Here is a 16,894-nt window from a genome sequence, read left to right on the forward strand (position 1 = left end):
GAGAGTATACTATGGATCTAAATTTTGATTTTAAAGTAGGTCAGGTTGTAAAATCACTTAAGGGCCGGGACAAGGGCGAAGTAATGATCATAGTTGAGGTAATTAGTTCATCATTAGTAAAAATTGCTAATGGTAGTAACAGACCTCTTTCTAAACCTAAACTTAAAAAGTCAAAGCATTTGCAAATTTATAATGACGTGCTTAAAGATTTTAGTTTGAATCCATTATCATTTAATGATTCTAATTTGAGAAAATTATTAAAATCATATATACAAGATAATGTAGAAAAATAGGAGGTTCTTTAAATGTCCAAAAAGGATGTTATAGAAGTTGAAGGAACTGTTATTGAAGCTATGCCGAATACTATATTCAAGGTTAAACTTGCAAATGGTCATGAAATAACAGCTCATATATCAGGAAAATTAAGAATGAATTATATAAGAATTCTTCCAGGTGATAAGGTATTAGTTGAACTTTCACCTTATGATTTAACAAAGGGAAGAATAACTTGGCGAAACAAGTAGCATAGGAGGGACTTAAATGAAAGTAAGACCATCAGTAAAAAAAATGTGCGAAAAATGTAAAATCATCAGAAGAAAAGGTAGAGTAATGGTGATTTGTGAAAATCCAAAGCACAAACAAAAACAAGGTTAATAAAGATGGAGGTGTAGGTAACAGTGGCAAGAATTGTAGGTGTCGACTTACCAAGAGAAAAAAGGGTAGAAATAGGTTTGACTTATATCTATGGTATAGGTAGAAAGACTTCAAACGATATTCTTAGAAATGCTGGAATCAACCCAGATACAAGAGTTAAAGATTTAACTGAAGCTGAAGTTGCTTTAATAAGAGCTGAAATAGATAAATATCTTGTTGAAGGTGATTTACGTAGAGAAATCGCTATGAATATTAAAAGATTAAGAGAAATAAACTGTTACAGAGGAATCAGACATAGAAGAGGTTTACCTGTAAGAGGACAAAATACTAAAAATAATGCCAGAACTAGAAAAGGTCCAAAGAAAGTTTCTGGAACAAAAAATGGTAAATAAGGAGGGGATTTAATTGGCAATTAAGAAACAAAAAGCTCGTGTTAAGAGAAGAGAGCGTAAAAACATTGAAAAAGGACAAGCTCATATCGTTTCTTCATTTAATAACACTATGGTAACTCTAAGTGATTTAAACGGTAATGTAATTTCTTGGGCAAGTGCTGGACAATTAGGTTTTAGAGGATCAAGAAAATCTACTCCATTTGCTGCACAACAAGCTGCTGAAGAAGCTGCAAAAAAAGCTATGGAACATGGACTAAAAGTTGTAGAAGTTTATGTTAAAGGACCTGGATCAGGTAGAGAAGCTGCTATCAGATCATTACAAGCTACTGGACTTGAAGTTAGTTTAATTAAGGATGTTACTCCAATTCCACATAATGGTTGTAGACCACCAAAGAGAAGAAGAGTGTAATTGTAAACTTTTAAAAGTATTTAAAAGTTTCAATATGAATTAGACTAAGGAGGATAAAGTCTATGACAGAAGATTTAAATACAAATATTGAAGTTTTAGATATAGATCTTGAAAAAAACTATGGTAAATTTGCTATTATGCCTCTAGATAGAGGATATGGTACTACATTAGGTAATTCTATGAGAAGAGTTCTTTTGGGTTCTCTTCCTGGATCTGCCATAGCAACTGTTAAAATTGATGGTGTTGGACATGAGTTTACAACTATTAAAGGTTCAATAGCTGATGTTCCAGAAATTTTAATTAATATAAAAGGAATTGCATTAAAGAAATTTAATGATGAGCCTGTAGTATTAGAATTAAATGTAAAAGGGCCAAAAGTTGTAACAGCTGGAGATATTTCTGAAAATCAAAATGTTGAAATAGCTAATAAAGATCATTATATAACAACTCTTAATGAAGAGGGAGAAATCAGAATGGATTTATTAGTCTTAAATGGTAAAGGCTATAGAGTTAGCGATTTGAATAAAGAATACTGTGATATTAATTCAATAGCAGTTGATTCTTCTTTCTCTCCTGTAAAGAAAGTTAACTTTACAGTAGGGAATACTAGAGTTGGACAAAGTATAGATTTTGATAAACTTGAAATTGAAGTTTGGACAAATGGAACTATAACTCCACAAGAAGCTCTTTCAACAGGTGCTGGAATTTTTATAGATTACTTAAGTCTATTTAGATCACTACCAGACATTAACCTTGATAATTCAAGTATAAAAGATGGTAAAAATTTAGACACTAATAGTGTTTTATCAAAGAGTGTTGAAGAATTAGATTTATCCCTTAGAAGTTTTAACTGTTTGAAAAGAGCAAATCTTGATACAGTTAAAGACATTATTTCTCAAGATATAGAACAACTAAAGAAGATTAAAAACTTTGGTAAGAAGTCTGTAGAAGAAGTAATAGATAAAATTCACGAATTAGGTTTAAAATTTTTAGATGAAGAATAAAAAGAGGAGGTAGTACTTTGGCTAATTTAAGAAAACTTGGACGTAGAGCAGATCATAGAGATGCAATGCTTAGAAATCAAGTTCAATCTCTTTTTGAAAATGGTAAGATTGAAACTACGTTAACAAGAGCAAAGGAAACTAGAAGAGTAGCTGAAAAGATGATAACTCTTGGTAAAAAGGGTGATCTTCATGCAAGAAGACAAGCCTTAGCTTATATTTACAAGACTGAAACAGTTCATAAGCTATTTGAAGAAATTGCTCCACTTTATAAAGAAAGAAACGGTGGATATACAAGAATATTAAAGCTAGGACCTAGACAAGGGGACGCAGCTGAAATGGCGATTTTAGAATTAGTTAAATAATTTGCTTAAAAACTAATATTAGATTTTAATATAAAATTACTAAAAGGCACTGATAAACAGTGCCTTTTTTATTCTTAAAATTAATAAACTATTGTTTTTTTCGTACATTACAAAGTAAGTTTTTAAAGCAAGGAAATCCTGATATAATATCAATATTATTATTATCAGTTAATGAATTCACATTTGCCTTACTCCATTCTTTACTTTGATATCGAGATCCTCCTCCTATATTAACTTCTAAGTCTCCTTTTTGAATTTTGTCAGTAACTTTTGCGTACATTTCTATACATCCTCTTGAATTATAAATCTCAATACAGTCGCCATCTGAAATATCTCTATCTAAAGCATCAATAGGATTAATTAAAACTTCTGGTTTTGGTTGGAAATTTAATAATCCTTGTATATTCAAATGTTGTGTTCTAAATGTTGATTTTATTCTTGAACCAGTATTTAGTATTAATGGATATTTTTCAAACAAATTTGGGGTATTTATTTGCCCTTCTTCTGCATTTATATACTTTGGAAGTGGCTCATACCCATAAGATTTTAGAAGCGTTGAGTATATTTCAAATTTTCCAGTTGGTGTTGGGAATCCTATTATACCATCAGGTGTTAATAGTCCTTTTTTATATTTTTCATATTGAAATTCAACTGAATTTTTTGGAAAATAATATACACCATCTTTTTTTAGAGCATCTAATATTTCTGGAGTGTTATAAAATGAAAATTCCAATAGTTCTTGATCATTTTTTGGATATTGTTCTCCAAAACCTAATTCTTCAGCAATTAATTGTAAGATATAGATATTAGATTTTGATTCTCCAATAGGTTCTATTATTCTTTCTCTTTTTTCAACTCTATCTGGATATATTACAAAACTCTCATCTTCATAATAAGTTGTAGCTGGAAGAACAACATCAGCATATAAAGAATCTTTTGTTAGAAATCTATCTACATTTACAAAGAAGTCTAAATTTAATAGTGCTTTTTCAAACAATTCTGAGTTGGGATAGTTATTTGATATTGCAGCACCAATATTTAATAGTCCTTTTATTTCGTAAGGCTCCTTATTCAAAACTGCTTTAGGAAACATCATAAATTGTGGTTGACAAAGAAGTTTTACAAAAAGTGGGAACTCTTCTTCTCCAATCATTCTTATATGCATATCTTTAATATTTGGAGTTTTAACTCTATCATACATATTTTTGGTTTTTGGCTTAATTAGAAGCCCACCTTTGACATCTAAATTTTTAGACAGAGCCCATAGAGTATATAAACTTCTTATTGTTTGAACCCCAGAATTTGAATATTCAAGTCCAGTATAAGTTATTAATGCAGCAGGTTCATTTGTAATAAGTTTTGCGAATTTGATAAAATTATCTTCGTTAATATTTGTCATCTTTTTACAGGAATCAATAGAAAAATCCTTAATATATTCTAAAAATTCTTTTTTACCATAAGTGTATTTTTCTAAGAATTCTTTATCTAACATATTATTATTAAACATATAATTTAATAATGATAATATAAAATATCCATCAGTTCCAGATTTAATTGGTATGTATAAATCAGCAATTTCTGCAATATCACATTTATAATGGTCTATAACAATAATTTTACAGCCTCTTCTTTTTGCTTTTAATATTCTATCATATTTAAATGGGGGAGAATCTGTTTTTGGATTTGTTCCCCAAATAACAAGGAGATTTGTGTTTTCAATATCAGGTTCCAACCATGTTGCAGGGAATCCCATTGTTGTTATTGGAGCAAAAACACCATAACTTACATAACAAAGAGAACCTACACTACTATTATTTAGTGATCCTATTGGAGAAAAAAATCCGCCAGGTGCTTTTCCAGGAGATTTTACATGGACATAATCATCTGTACTATATTCAAATCCGCCTCTACCAACATGACTCATAAGAGCATGAGGACCATTTGATTTAATAATTCTATTAAAATTTTCTCCTATATACTTAATAGCTTCGTCCCAACTAGCTTCTCTAAATTTACCTTCACCTTTTTTTCCAACTCTAATAAGAGGCTTTTTTAGTCTATCATTAGAATTTACAATCTCATCTGAATATAATCCTCTTAAGCAAATTGCAGAGGGTTTTTTTTCGTCAGAAGGTTTAATATTTTTAATATGTCCATCTATTAATTCAATTTCAACTTGGCAATCTCCAGGACAAATTCCGCAAATGCAATTTTTCTTAGTCAAAATATTATCTCCTTTATTTTACTTTTCTAGGTTTATATATCTTATTTAGAATATCTTGTGTACTTACATCTTTTGTAATTATTCCAAATTCTTTATAGTCATTAATTACTTGATTTAAAGTTTTTTCCATTTGTTCATCAGTTACTTTAAAGTTATATGTTTGTAAAAATTTATAATCTGATTCTACATCTCCTGATCCCCAGTTATTTGCTTTCATTAACTTTGCTGCATCATATTTGTTATCTTCAATCCAATTACTAGCTTCTTTATGAGCTTCTACAAGTTTAGCAGCAGTAATAGGATTTTGCTCAACAAAAGTTTTATTTAATATTAATGTGCAGCAAGGTTCTTCTTTAAAATCATCATCAAAAGTTATTGATCTTATATATCTTAATTCACCGCTATCAACAAATTTTTTTGCAAATTGATCAGATAATATTGCAGCATGAACTTCTCCGTTTTTCATAGCTTGAATAGTTGCAGCTGATTCTATAGGTTTAAATTTAACACTTTTATAGTCAACACCATCTCTAAATAAGAATCTAAGAGCGATATTATGATCATGTCCTCCAATACCACCACCAGATATTGCAACTTCTTTTCCAACTAAGTCTTTTGTTGATTTTATATCCGAATTATTAAGAACATATAAACTTCTACAACCAGTTTGAGCTGCTCTAGCAAAAACCATATCAACACCATTAAATGCTGGGACCATTGAAGCTGAAATATGATGTGTTATTGCATCTAATTTTCCAGTACCAATGGCATCAAACATATTAGGAGTATTAATAATTTCAGCATCTAGTCCATATTTAGCAAAAAAACCTTTAACTTGAGCTACTCCAAGACCACTAGTACATAAGGCGCCTTCAAATCCAACTTTAATTTTTTTTCCATAGTATGGTTCTTTTTTCCACTGTTCTTCTAAATTAGGGTCATTTAAATTAACAGTTTCCATTTTTAAATTAGAATTGTTTACTTCAGTAGATTCGTTTTTTGACGAACTGTTTTCTACTTTCTTTGCAGTTTGTCCACAAGCACTTAGACCAATACTTATACAAACTAACATACATAATTTTGAATACATTTTTTTCATGGTTTTCCTCCTAATAAAATTTATATATTATATTAATATATTTATATATTTATTATAACACAATAAATGTTTATTTTTAAATATTTTATTATATTAATTTCTAATAAAAAATTTTTTATAATTAATAAATCTTATAATTGGAAATAATTAGTTAAAAATAAAAGACGTGTGTTATTGTTTCCTTTTAAAAAATATATAGTAAGAAATATAAAATATTATAGTAAAATATATTAAGATAATTTTATTAAAAATTACTAAAAGTAGTTTTTATTTAAATGACTTTTTATTAGATTTTCTTGTATTTTATAGCATATTAGAGTATAATTATAGTGATATATTTTATTTTAAAAAATGGAGTTTTGTGCATATGGATAATATTATTTATTTTGATAATTCTGCAACTACAAGTTTATATGAAGAAGTTTACGATGCAATGGATGAGTTTATGATAAAAAATTACTCAAATCCATCTTCAGTTTATGAATTTTCACAAAAATCTAGAGTTGCAATTGAAAAATCAAGAGAGAATATTTCAACATATATAAATGCAGATAAAAATGAATTATTTTTTACATCAGGAGGAACAGAAGCAGATAATTGGGCGTTGATTGGACCTACATTATTTAAAGGTTATAATACTGGTCATATTATTGTTAGTTCTTTTGAACATTCAGCAGTAATAGAAACATCAAAATTCTTAAAGAAATTAGGATTTGATGTTACTTTTATTAATCCCAATAAGGAAGGTTTTATAGATGTAAAAGATGTAGTTAATGCATTAAGAAAAGATACAGTTTTAGTATCTATAATGTATATAAATAATGAAATCGGAACTATTCAAGATATAAAAACAATATGTAAAGCTGTTAAAGATAAAAATCCTAATATTATATTTCACACAGATGCAGTTCAAGCTTTATCAGAGATTAGAATCAATGTCAAAGACTTAAATGTTGATTTACTTTCTATATCTGGTCATAAAGTGCACGCACCAAAAGGAATTGGAGCCTTATATATTAAATCAGGTATAGATATTGAAAATTTTATATTTGGCGGAAGTCAAGAACGTTCTAGACGTGCTGGAACAGAAAATGTAGCAGGTATTGTTGGGTTTTCTAAAGCTATTGATATTTTGAGAAAATCAATAGATATAAATATTTCAAAAAGATTTTCTTTAAGAGATTATTTTTTAAATAAATTACAAGAAAATATACCAAAATATGTTATCAACGGTTCTCTAGATAACAGAGCTTCAGGGAATATAAATATTTCTTTTCCTGGAGTTGATAAAGAAATGATAATCATGAGTATGGATCTTCGAGGAATTTGCATTTCGGGAGGATCAGCTTGTAGTAGCGGGGCTGTTGAGAATTCACATGTTTTAGAATCGATGGGTTTAGATGATGAATTAAAAAATAGCGCAATTAGAATTAGTTTTAGTGAGAATAATTCATTTGAAGAAATAGATGAGTTTATTATAGCTTTAAAAGAAATAATTGATTAGATGGAGGTAACATGCCAAATTTTGATTTATTTTTAAATATTACTATAAAGATATTGATTGCAATTTTATTAGTTGTTGGAATATATGTTTCAATTCAATTTTCTAATAAAAGGCTAGAAAATGGAGAAAAAATAAAATTTAACAAATATAAGGTTTTAAGAATTACACTTTGTATTCTATCTATATTTATAATGTATATATTATTTAGAACATATACTATTTTAAAGGTTACTTTATATACTTTTTTAGCATCGGTAATTATAGCATATATTTTAAATCCTTTTATGAAATTTTTAGAGAGAAAGAATATAAAAAGATTGTATGCAATAATACTTATTTATGTTATAATAGCACTTTCAATCTTTATTTTAGCAATAGGAATATTTCCAAGTACATTTAAACAGTTTAAACATTTACTATTTTCATTGCCAGATATGGTAAGAAATTTTGTTGATTATAGTGAAAGTATTAGACAAAATTTATTTACAAATGTTCCTTTTATTAATCAAATGATAACAAGTGTAAATGGTCAACTTGTAAAAATTGCGAATACTATACTAGCATCCTCTGGAACTTGGATAACAGGAATGGTTGCAGGAATATCAAATTTTATTGGTATAATAATTCAGTTAATTTTAATTCCTGTTATAACGTTTTATTTGTTGCTTGAAAAAGATAAAATATTGAATGCGATTAGTAAAAGTGTGCCAGATAAGTATGAGAATTTTTTTGTTAAAGTTTGGAAAGAAATTGATGAATCTTTATCTATGTTCGTAAGAGGTAGAATTATAATGGCAATATTTGTTGGTGTTGCTACTATGATATACTTAATGGTATTTAGAATTGAATTCTCCTTTGTAATAGGGGTTATTACATGTGTAGCAGATATTATACCTTACATAGGACCGTTTTTAGGATTTATTCCTGCAGTTTTACTTGCATTATTTAAAGGACCATTTACTGCATTATGGGTTGTAGCATTGTTTGGTTTTGTACAATGGTTAGAAAATAACATATTAGGACCAAAGATACTTGGAGACAGCACTGGAATGCATCCTCTTATAGTTTTAATTTTATTAATTGTTGGCGGAGGAATGTTTGGAGTATTAGGAATGATTTTCTCTGTACCAGTCGCAGCTGTAGTTAAGATAATTTATGATAATACTAAACCGTATGTAAAAAAATATTTATATAAAGATAAAAATGAAAATTAAGAGGGAAATATGAGAAAATTAGGATTAAATGAAATTAGAGAAGAATATTTAGATTTTTTTGAAAGTAAGGGACATTTACGTTTAAAAAGTTATCCTTTAATTCCAAATAATGATAAAAGTTTATTACTTATTAATGCTGGAATGGCTCCTTTAAAAGACTATTTTACAGGTGTAAAAAAAATGAGTAAAAACAGAGCAACTTCAAGTCAAAAATGTATTAGAACCGCTGATATTGATAATGTAGGAAAAACTCAAAGACATGGAACTTTCTTTGAAATGTTAGGTAATTTCTCCTTTGGTGATTATTTTAAGAGGGAAGCTATTACATGGGCTTGGGAGTTTTTAACTGATAGATTGGAAATTAATAAAGATTTATTATCTGTTACAGTTTATGAAGAAGATGATGAAGCTTATAATATTTGGAAAAATGAGATTGGATTACCTGCAGAAAAAATTCAGAGATTAGGAAAAGAAGATAATTTTTGGGAATTAGAAGTTGGCCCTTGTGGTCCTTGTTCTGAAATTATGTATGATAGAGGAGAAAAATATACAAATCCAGATGATAGATTTATGGAAATTTGGAATTTAGTATTTACTCAATTCAATAAAGATAAAGATGGAAATTATCATAGATTAGAGCATCCAAATATTGATACTGGTATGGGGCTTGAAAGAATAACTCTTGTTTTAGAAGAAAAAGATAATATATTTGAAATAGGATTAATTGATACTATTATTAAGAAAATTGAAGAAATTTCTGGAGTTAGATATAAATCAAATGAAATTTCAGACATATCAATAAGAGTAATTGCTGATCATGCTAGAGCTATGACATTCTTAATTTATGACGGAGTAATTCCAAGTAATGAGCAAAGAGGATATGTTTTAAGAAGACTTATTAGACGTGCTGCAAGACATGGTAAATTATTAGGCATTAAGGAAAATTTCTTAGTAGATGTTTCAAAGGTTGTAATGGAAGCATATAATATGGAATATCCTGAATTGTTAGAAGATAGCGAAAGAATATTTAAAATTTTAAATGCTGAAGAATCAAAATTCCAAGAAACTATTGAACAAGGTTTAGGAATTTTAAATGCATATATTGAAGAAGAAAAATCTATACATTCAAATGTTTTACCTGGAGATAAAGCCTTTAAATTATACGATACTTATGGTTTTCCTTTAGATTTAACAAAAGAAATATTAGAAGAAGAAAAAATGACAGTAGATGAAGAAGCTTTTAATAAAAACATGCAAGATCAAAAGATAAGAGCTAGAGAAGGAAGAAATGTTTCATCTGCTGGATGGAGTGAAAAAAATACTGATTATTTGAAAGCTTTAGAAACAACTGAATTTTTAGGCTATACTTATAACGAGTGTACTGGAAAAGTTATAAAACTATTTAAGGATGAAAAAGAAGTTTCAACTTTAAAACAAGGTGATAAAGCTCTTTTAGTATCTGATAGAACTGTTTTTTATGGTGAAGGTGGTGGACAAGTAGGAGACATTGGAACTATAGAAGGTACAGATTGTGAAATTAAAGTATTAGATACAAAGAAAAATAAAAATAATGGTATATTTCATAGTGTAGAAGTAGTAAGTGGAACAGTTAATTTAGGAGATGAATTAATATTTAAAATTGACATTAATAATAGACGTGATATTATGAAAAACCACTCTGCAACTCATTTATTACATCAAGCATTAATTGAAGTATTAGGAAATCATATTAATCAAGCTGGTTCTTTAGTAGATGCAAATAAATTAAGATTTGATATTACTCACTTTGAAGCTGTAAGTCAAGAGGATTTAAAGAAAGTAGAACAAATAGTTAATGATAAAATTGCTTTGAATTTAAATACTGATATTAAAGAAATGACTTTAGAAGAGTCTTCAAAAATGGGAGCAATTGGACTTTTTGAAGATAAATATAAAGATATTGTTAGAGTAGTATCATTTGGTGGTTGGTCAATTGAACTTTGTGGTGGAACTCATGTTAAAAATGTTAGTGAAATTCAAATGTTTAAAATAACTTCCGAATCAAGTGTTGCTGCTGGAGTTAGAAGAATTGAAGCTATTACTGGAAGAAGTGTATATGAATATTTAAAGAAAACTGAAAATCAAATTGATGAAGTATCAAATATTTTAAAATGTAAAAAGCCTGAGCTTGTTTCTAAGGTTGAATCTATAAATGAAGAAATAAAATCTTTAGAAAAAGAATTAAAGGAATTAAAATCACAAATAGCTTTAAATAGTTTAGATTCATTTATAGCTGAAAAGAAAGATATAGATGGAATATCTTTCATTGCTAAGAAAGTAGAATTTGAAAATCAAAATGATTTAAGAGATCTAATTGATAAATTAAGGGATAAATTGGGTACAAGTGTAATAGTATTTGCTAATGTTTATCAAGAAAAACTTACTTTCACTGTTGGTGTAAGTAAAGACTTAAATGCAAGAAAAATAAATGCTGGAAATATTGTTAAAGAAGTTGCAAAATTAGTTGGTGGAAATGGTGGAGGTAGACCAGATATAGCATCAGCTGGTGGAAAAGACTTAAGTAAAGTTGATTTTGCATTAGAAAAGGCAGAAGAAATTTTAAAAGCTCAATTTTAGAAAATATAGGAGGGATTATATGTCAAACGAATTTAATGAAACAATGAGAATTGAAATACCAAGGGATAAAAAAAGTGTTAAAGAAATAATAAAAATTGTTTATTCAGCACTTGAAAATAAGGGATATAATCCTAAAGATCAAATAATAGGATATATTCTTTCAGGAGATCCTACTTATATAACTAGTTATAATAATGCTAGAGGCTTAATTAGACAAGTAAGTAGAGATGAAATTCTTGAAGAGTTTCTAGAAAATTATATAAAAGATTAAAAGTTTCCCGGCAATAATCTTGCCGGGGCTTTTACATGAGGAAAAAGAGGTATTTATGAATAGATATATGGCTTTAGATGTAGGTGATAGAACAATAGGTGTAGCAATAAGTGATCCTTTATTTATCATGGCTCAAGGACATAGTACAATATTTAGAGAAACACTAGAAAAAGATCTAGACTCACTAAAAGAAATAATTACAAAAGAAAATATAATTAAGATTATAATTGGTCTTCCTAAAAATATGAATAATTCTATAGGTCCACAAGGCGAAAAAGTTTTAACTTTTGTTAATGATTTGAAAAATTTTTTATTGGAAAATAAATTAGACATAGAGATAATTATGCAAGATGAAAGACTTACAACAGTAAGTGCTGAAAGAATTTTAATAGAAGGAAATATGAGCAGAAAAAAAAGAAAACAAGTAATTGACAAAGTAGCTGCTACATATATTCTACAATCTTACTTAGATAGAAAATAGGAGTGACGAAGTGGAACGTTTTGAAGCTTATGATGAAAATGGAAAAAAGATAATTTTTGAATTAGTTGAAACTTTTGGTATGAATGATAGTGAATACGCAGTTTTAAATTCAGAAGATGATGTAAACACATATATTTTAAAAATAATATATGATAAAGATGGAAATATAAATTTAGAAGGAATAGATGATGAAGAACTTTCTGATGCAATAGAAGTTTATGAGGAGTTAAAGTCAGAAAAAGAATAAAATAAAAAGGAGAATTGTTATGGATGTTAAAGAGATGAAAAAGTTGTTAGTAGAAAACAACTATAAGATTACAAAACAAAGAGAAATTGTTTTTAATGTCTTAAACGAAAACAAAGGTAATCATTTAAGTCCAGAAGAACTACATGAAATCGCAAGTAAATACGATAAAGATTTAGGTATAGCAACTGTTTATCGTACGCTTGTAATTTTTGATAAGATGAATTTAGTTCATAAATTGGATTTTGATGATAAAAGATATAGATATGAAATTATAAGAGATGATGACAAACATCAACACCACCACCTAATTTGTAAGGATTGTGGAAAAATTTTAGAAGTAGAAGAAGACTATCTAGATACTTTAGAAGAAATTATTGAAGAAAAATATAAATTTAAAGTTTCAAACCACGATTTAAAATTCTATGGAAGTTGCTCAGATTGTTTAAATCTTGAAAAAAAATAGGAGATTATTGTTGTGCAAAAAAATAAAAAGAAAACTTTAAAGATGATACCTTTAGGTGGAGTTGGTGAAATAGGTAAGAATATGTCTATTTTGGAATATGATGATGAAATTATCATTTTAGATTGTGGTATGACATTTCCAGATGATGATATGCCAGGTATAGATATTGTAATTCCAGATATTACCTATTTAATGAAAAATATAGACAAGGTTAAAGCACTTTTTTTGACACATGGTCATGAAGATCATATAGGTTCTGTTCCATATATACTAAAAAAAATAAATGTACCAGTTTATGGAACTAAGTTAACATTAGGTTTAGTTGAAAGCAAATTACAAGAGCATAATTTGAGCAAAGAAAATTTGCATTTAGTAAATGCAGGAGAAACAATTAAAACTAAACATTTTTCTGTTGAATTTATAAGAGCTTGTCATAGTATTCCAGATAGTGTTAGTTTTGGGATAAAGACACCAGTTGGAAATATTCTTTTCACTGGAGATTTTAAAATTGACTATACACCTATTGATGGTGATAAAATGGATTTGCACCGTATTGCTCAATGGGGAATGGATGGCGTAATGCTTTTGTGTGCTGATAGTACAAATGTAGAAAGACCAGGTTATACAATGAGTGAAAGTTCAGTAGGAGATACTTTTGTTGAACTTTTTAGTAAAGCTCAAGGTAGAATTATTGTTGCAACATTTGCGTCAAATTTACATCGTGTTCAACAGATCATAAAGGCTGCTGAAAAATTTAATAGAAAAGTTGCAATTTCAGGTCGTTCTATGGTTAATGTTATTAAAGTAGCTACTGAATTAAATAAATTAGAAATAGAAGAAGGTACTTTAATAGATTTGAATAATATTAATAAATATGATGAATCTAAAATTGTACTTTTAATGACAGGTAGTCAAGGTGAACCTATGAGTGCTTTAAATAGAATGGCTTATGGAGAACATAAAAAGCTAGTATTAACAGAAAATGACACTGTAATTATTTCTGCATCACCAATACCTGGAAATGAAAAAATATTTTTTGGACTTGTTAATCGTCTTGTTGAAATGGGAGTTAAAGTTATTCATTCTTCACTAGCAGAAGTCCATGTATCTGGCCATGCTTGTCAGGAAGAATTAAAATTGATTCATACATTAGTAAAACCTAAGTATTTTATACCTGTTCATGGAGAATCAAGACATTTAAAAAGACATGCAAAATTAGCGGTTGAGATGGGAATGCAAAAAGAGAATATTTTTATAGGACGTAACGGTACAGTTTTTGAATTTAACTATAAACAAGAAGGTTTTATATCTGGAACTGTTGAATCTGGAAATATATTAGTAGATGGTCTTGGTGTTGGAGATGTTGGCAGTGCTGTTTTAAGAGATAGAAAACATCTTTCTGAAGATGGAATTATCATTGTAATGGTTGTACTTGAGAAATCTAGTAAAGAAATAATATCTGGACCTGAAATTGTTTCAAGAGGATTTATTTATGTAAAAGAAAATCTAGATCTAGTTTCTGAAATGAGAAAAGTTGTAGAAAATACTTTATTAATGTGTAAAGAAGATTCAATAACAGATATTGGAACTATGAGATATAATATTAGAAAAGATTTAAATTCATATATTTATCATGAAATAAAAAGAGGACCAATGATTATTCCAATAATTACTGAACTATAGGAGGGATTATGAATATTTATAATAGTATTTTAACTTTTTCGAATGATTTTAAAAATTGTGATGAAGTTAAAGAATTTAAGCGTTTAAAGAAAAAAATAGATGAAAATGCTGAAAATAAAAAGATTATAGATGATTTTCATAAGAAATTATATGATTATCAAATTGCAAAACAAAATGGTGAAGATGTTAGTGATAGAGAAAAGCAACTTAACGATTTAAATGTAATTTTGATGAGTAATTCTGAAATATCAGAATTTATGGCGGCAGAGGTAAGAATCTCCACTATAATGAATGATATAGTTAAAATGTTGGAAGATACAATTTCAGAATAATGGAAATAGTAGCAAATTATGTTTCTGAATATATCAGAAGTTTAGAACAAAGTAAAGAACCAGTTTTAATTGAAATAGAAGAATTCGCAATAAAAAATAAGGTTCCAATAATAGAGGTTGAAGTAGCAAGATTTTTAGAATTTCTTGTAATGTTAAAGAAACCTAAAAGAATTTTAGAAATTGGAACAGCAATTGGATATTCTTCAATTATAATGAATAGGGCTTATCCTGATTCTAGTATAACAACAATTGAAATAGATGAAAAAAATTTTTTAAAAGCGAAAGAATTTATTAAAAAAGCTGGTTGTGAAAAAAATATAGATATTATATATGCTGATGCAAATGATGCACTTGATTTTATAACAGATAAATATGATATGATATTTATGGATGCTGCAAAAGGACAATATATGAGTTTTTTTGAAAAATCAATAGAAAGATTAAATCAGGGAGGGATATTGATTTCTGATAATATTTTATTTAGAGGTCTTGTTGCAAAAGAAAAAAATAATATAAGAAGAAAAAATACGATAGTTAGAAGGTTAAAAGAATTTTTAAAAATTATAACTAATATCGATGAATTTAGTACTACTATTATACCAATAGATGATGGAATGGCTATATGTTATAAAAAATAGGTTAAATATTAAATAGGAATCCGTTTTCGGGATTCCTATTTAATAGTTAAAGGAGAATAAATAAATGAAAGATGTTGAATTATTAGCCCCCGCAGGGGATATTGAAAAATTAAAAATGGCAATTATATATGGGGCGGATGCAGTTTATTTAGCTGGAGAATCATTCGGTTTAAGAAAAGCATCCAAAAATTTTACTGTTGAACAATTAAAGGAAGCAACAGATTTTGTTCATGAAAATGGTAAAAAAATATACATTACTATGAATATTATTCCTCATAATGAGGATTTAGTAGGGCTTGAAGAGTATGTAAAAGTTCTAGTAGATATAGGTGTTGATGCTTTGATAGTTGCAGATGCTGGTATTTACACAGCTGTTCGTTCAGTAAGTAAAGATATTGAAGTCCACATGAGTACTCAAGCAAGTGTTACTAATTATAGAACTGTTAAATTTTGGCATGATTTAGGAATTAAAAGAATTGTAATGGCAAGAGAATTGTCTTTAGAAGAAATAAATTTAATTCATAAAGAAGTACCTGAAGTTGATATTGAAGCATTTGTTCACGGAGCTATGTGTATTTCATATTCAGGAAGATGCTTATTGAGCAACTATATGTGTGGTAGGGATGCAAATAAGGGAGATTGTGCCCATGCTTGTAGATGGAAATACAATTTGGTTGAGGAGAGAAGGCCAGGAGAATACTATCCAATAGAAGAAACTGAACAAGGAACTTTTATTTATAATAGTAAAGATTTATGTATGTTGGATTCTCTTGAAGATGTTATTAATGCAGGAATTCATAGCTTAAAAATCGAGGGAAGAGTTAAGACTCAATATTATGTTGCAACAGTAATAAGAAGTTATAGACTTGCACTAGATGCAATTAAAAATGGAACTTATACAAAAGAAATGGCAGAAAGACTACTTCTTGAGATAAAAAAAGCTAGTCATAGAGATTTTACAAAAGGATTCTACTATAAAAAGCCGGATGAAAATGACCAACTTTATAATTCAAGTTCATATATAAGAACCTATGATTTTGTTGGACTTGTTTTAGATTATGATAAGGAAACAAAAATAGCAACAATAGAACAGAGAAATAGAATTTTTGTTGGAGATGAAGTTGAATTTTTTGGTCCTAGAGATGGTTTTGAAACTTTTAAAATAGAAAAAATGTATGATGATAAAGGCGAAGGAATAGATGTTGCTCCAAGAGCAAAACAAATTATAAAAATGCCTTTACCATTTGAAGTAAAACCTTGGGATATAATGAGAAAGCAATTATCTGATGAATAAATTAAGG

General features: G+C 28.0%; 20 protein-coding genes. 18 read left to right on the forward strand and 2 right to left on the reverse strand.

The features are described 5' to 3' along the window. The first annotated feature begins 11 nt into the window (after positions 1–11). From ACLGL0_RS00435 to rplQ, 7 genes are all read left to right on the forward strand, one after another. On the forward strand, positions 12–293 hold the full coding sequence (locus ACLGL0_RS00435) for a hypothetical protein (RefSeq protein ID WP_233055441.1): 282 nt from the start codon (positions 12–14) through the stop codon (positions 291–293). A 12-nt stretch (positions 294–305) separates the two neighbouring features. Further along, positions 306–524: a translation initiation factor IF-1 gene (gene infA, locus ACLGL0_RS00440; protein ID WP_233055442.1), complete on the forward strand. Its 219-nt coding sequence runs from the start codon at positions 306–308 to the stop codon at positions 522–524. A 16-nt stretch (positions 525–540) separates the two neighbouring features. After that, positions 541–654, forward strand: coding sequence for a 50S ribosomal protein L36 (gene rpmJ / locus ACLGL0_RS00445; protein WP_004833592.1), 114 nt, complete (start codon positions 541–543; stop codon positions 652–654). Between the two features lie 23 nt (positions 655–677). Then, complete coding sequence (gene rpsM / locus ACLGL0_RS00450; RefSeq protein ID WP_411013225.1) at positions 678–1,046, forward strand: 30S ribosomal protein S13; 369 nt, start codon at positions 678–680, stop codon at positions 1,044–1,046. A 13-nt stretch (positions 1,047–1,059) separates the two neighbouring features. Continuing rightward, positions 1,060–1,455, forward strand: coding sequence for a 30S ribosomal protein S11 (rpsK, locus tag ACLGL0_RS00455; RefSeq protein ID WP_004833590.1), 396 nt, complete (start codon positions 1,060–1,062; stop codon positions 1,453–1,455). A 62-nt stretch (positions 1,456–1,517) separates the two neighbouring features. Further along, on the forward strand, positions 1,518–2,459 hold the full coding sequence (locus ACLGL0_RS00460; RefSeq protein WP_233055443.1) for a DNA-directed RNA polymerase subunit alpha: 942 nt from the start codon (positions 1,518–1,520) through the stop codon (positions 2,457–2,459). Positions 2,460–2,476: 17 nt separating this feature from the next. Next, positions 2,477–2,821, forward strand: coding sequence for a 50S ribosomal protein L17 (gene rplQ, locus ACLGL0_RS00465; RefSeq protein WP_009448039.1), 345 nt, complete (start codon positions 2,477–2,479; stop codon positions 2,819–2,821). Between the two features lie 88 nt (positions 2,822–2,909). Here the strand turns inward: rplQ and ACLGL0_RS00470 are convergent, their stop codons facing one another. Both ACLGL0_RS00470 and ACLGL0_RS00475 read right to left on the reverse strand, forming a co-directional pair. After that, complete coding sequence (locus ACLGL0_RS00470; protein WP_411013226.1) at positions 2,910–5,045, reverse strand: molybdopterin-containing oxidoreductase family protein; 2,136 nt, start codon at positions 5,043–5,045, stop codon at positions 2,910–2,912. A 13-nt stretch (positions 5,046–5,058) separates the two neighbouring features. Then, positions 5,059–6,144 (reverse strand): ABC transporter substrate-binding protein, encoded by a 1,086-nt coding sequence (locus ACLGL0_RS00475; protein ID WP_411013227.1) that lies wholly within the window; start codon positions 6,142–6,144, stop codon positions 5,059–5,061. A 367-nt stretch (positions 6,145–6,511) separates the two neighbouring features. Here ACLGL0_RS00475 and ACLGL0_RS00480 point away from each other — a divergent pair, with 367 nt between their 5' ends. From ACLGL0_RS00480 to ACLGL0_RS00530, 11 genes are all read left to right on the forward strand, one after another. Beyond that, positions 6,512–7,648, forward strand: a complete 1,137-nt coding sequence (locus ACLGL0_RS00480) for a cysteine desulfurase family protein (RefSeq protein ID WP_411013228.1) — start codon at positions 6,512–6,514, stop codon at positions 7,646–7,648. 11 nt (positions 7,649–7,659) lie between these two features. After that, entirely contained in the window at positions 7,660–8,862 is a 1,203-nt protein-coding gene (locus tag ACLGL0_RS00485) for an AI-2E family transporter (protein WP_411013229.1), read from the forward strand. Positions 8,863–8,871: 9 nt separating this feature from the next. After that, complete coding sequence (gene alaS / locus ACLGL0_RS00490; protein ID WP_411013230.1) at positions 8,872–11,478, forward strand: alanine--tRNA ligase; 2,607 nt, start codon at positions 8,872–8,874, stop codon at positions 11,476–11,478. Between the two features lie 19 nt (positions 11,479–11,497). Beyond that, positions 11,498–11,749, forward strand: a complete 252-nt coding sequence (locus ACLGL0_RS00495; RefSeq protein WP_411013231.1) for an IreB family regulatory phosphoprotein — start codon at positions 11,498–11,500, stop codon at positions 11,747–11,749. A gap of 55 nt (positions 11,750–11,804) precedes the next feature. After that, the gene (ruvX, locus tag ACLGL0_RS00500) at positions 11,805–12,230 is read left to right on the forward strand and encodes a Holliday junction resolvase RuvX (RefSeq protein WP_233055451.1); all 426 of its coding nucleotides are present in this window, start codon (positions 11,805–11,807) and stop codon (positions 12,228–12,230) included. Between the two features lie 10 nt (positions 12,231–12,240). Next, positions 12,241–12,477: a DUF1292 domain-containing protein gene (locus tag ACLGL0_RS00505; protein WP_233055452.1), complete on the forward strand. Its 237-nt coding sequence runs from the start codon at positions 12,241–12,243 to the stop codon at positions 12,475–12,477. A gap of 19 nt (positions 12,478–12,496) precedes the next feature. Next, positions 12,497–12,940 carry a Fur family transcriptional regulator gene (locus ACLGL0_RS00510; RefSeq protein ID WP_314557469.1) on the forward strand — a complete coding sequence of 148 codons (444 nt, stop codon included), beginning with the start codon at positions 12,497–12,499 and terminating at the stop codon, positions 12,938–12,940. Positions 12,941–12,982: 42 nt separating this feature from the next. Further along, on the forward strand, positions 12,983–14,623 hold the full coding sequence (locus ACLGL0_RS00515) for a ribonuclease J (RefSeq protein ID WP_411013469.1): 1,641 nt from the start codon (positions 12,983–12,985) through the stop codon (positions 14,621–14,623). 8 nt (positions 14,624–14,631) lie between these two features. Beyond that, the gene (locus ACLGL0_RS00520) at positions 14,632–14,955 is read left to right on the forward strand and encodes a YlbF/YmcA family competence regulator (protein ID WP_233055454.1); all 324 of its coding nucleotides are present in this window, start codon (positions 14,632–14,634) and stop codon (positions 14,953–14,955) included. Beyond that, complete coding sequence (locus tag ACLGL0_RS00525; protein WP_411013232.1) at positions 14,955–15,593, forward strand: O-methyltransferase; 639 nt, start codon at positions 14,955–14,957, stop codon at positions 15,591–15,593. The genes ACLGL0_RS00520 and ACLGL0_RS00525 overlap by 1 nt, the downstream gene beginning before the upstream one ends. 64 nt (positions 15,594–15,657) lie before the next feature. After that, a complete protein-coding gene (locus ACLGL0_RS00530) occupies positions 15,658–16,887 on the forward strand; it encodes a peptidase U32 family protein (protein WP_411013233.1) in 1,230 nt (409 codons plus the stop codon). Positions 16,888–16,894 lie beyond the last annotated feature (7 nt).

The sequence above is a fragment of the Parvimonas pharyngis genome, assembly GCF_046569675.1.
Classification (GTDB): Bacteria; Bacillota; Clostridia; order Tissierellales; family Peptoniphilaceae; genus Parvimonas.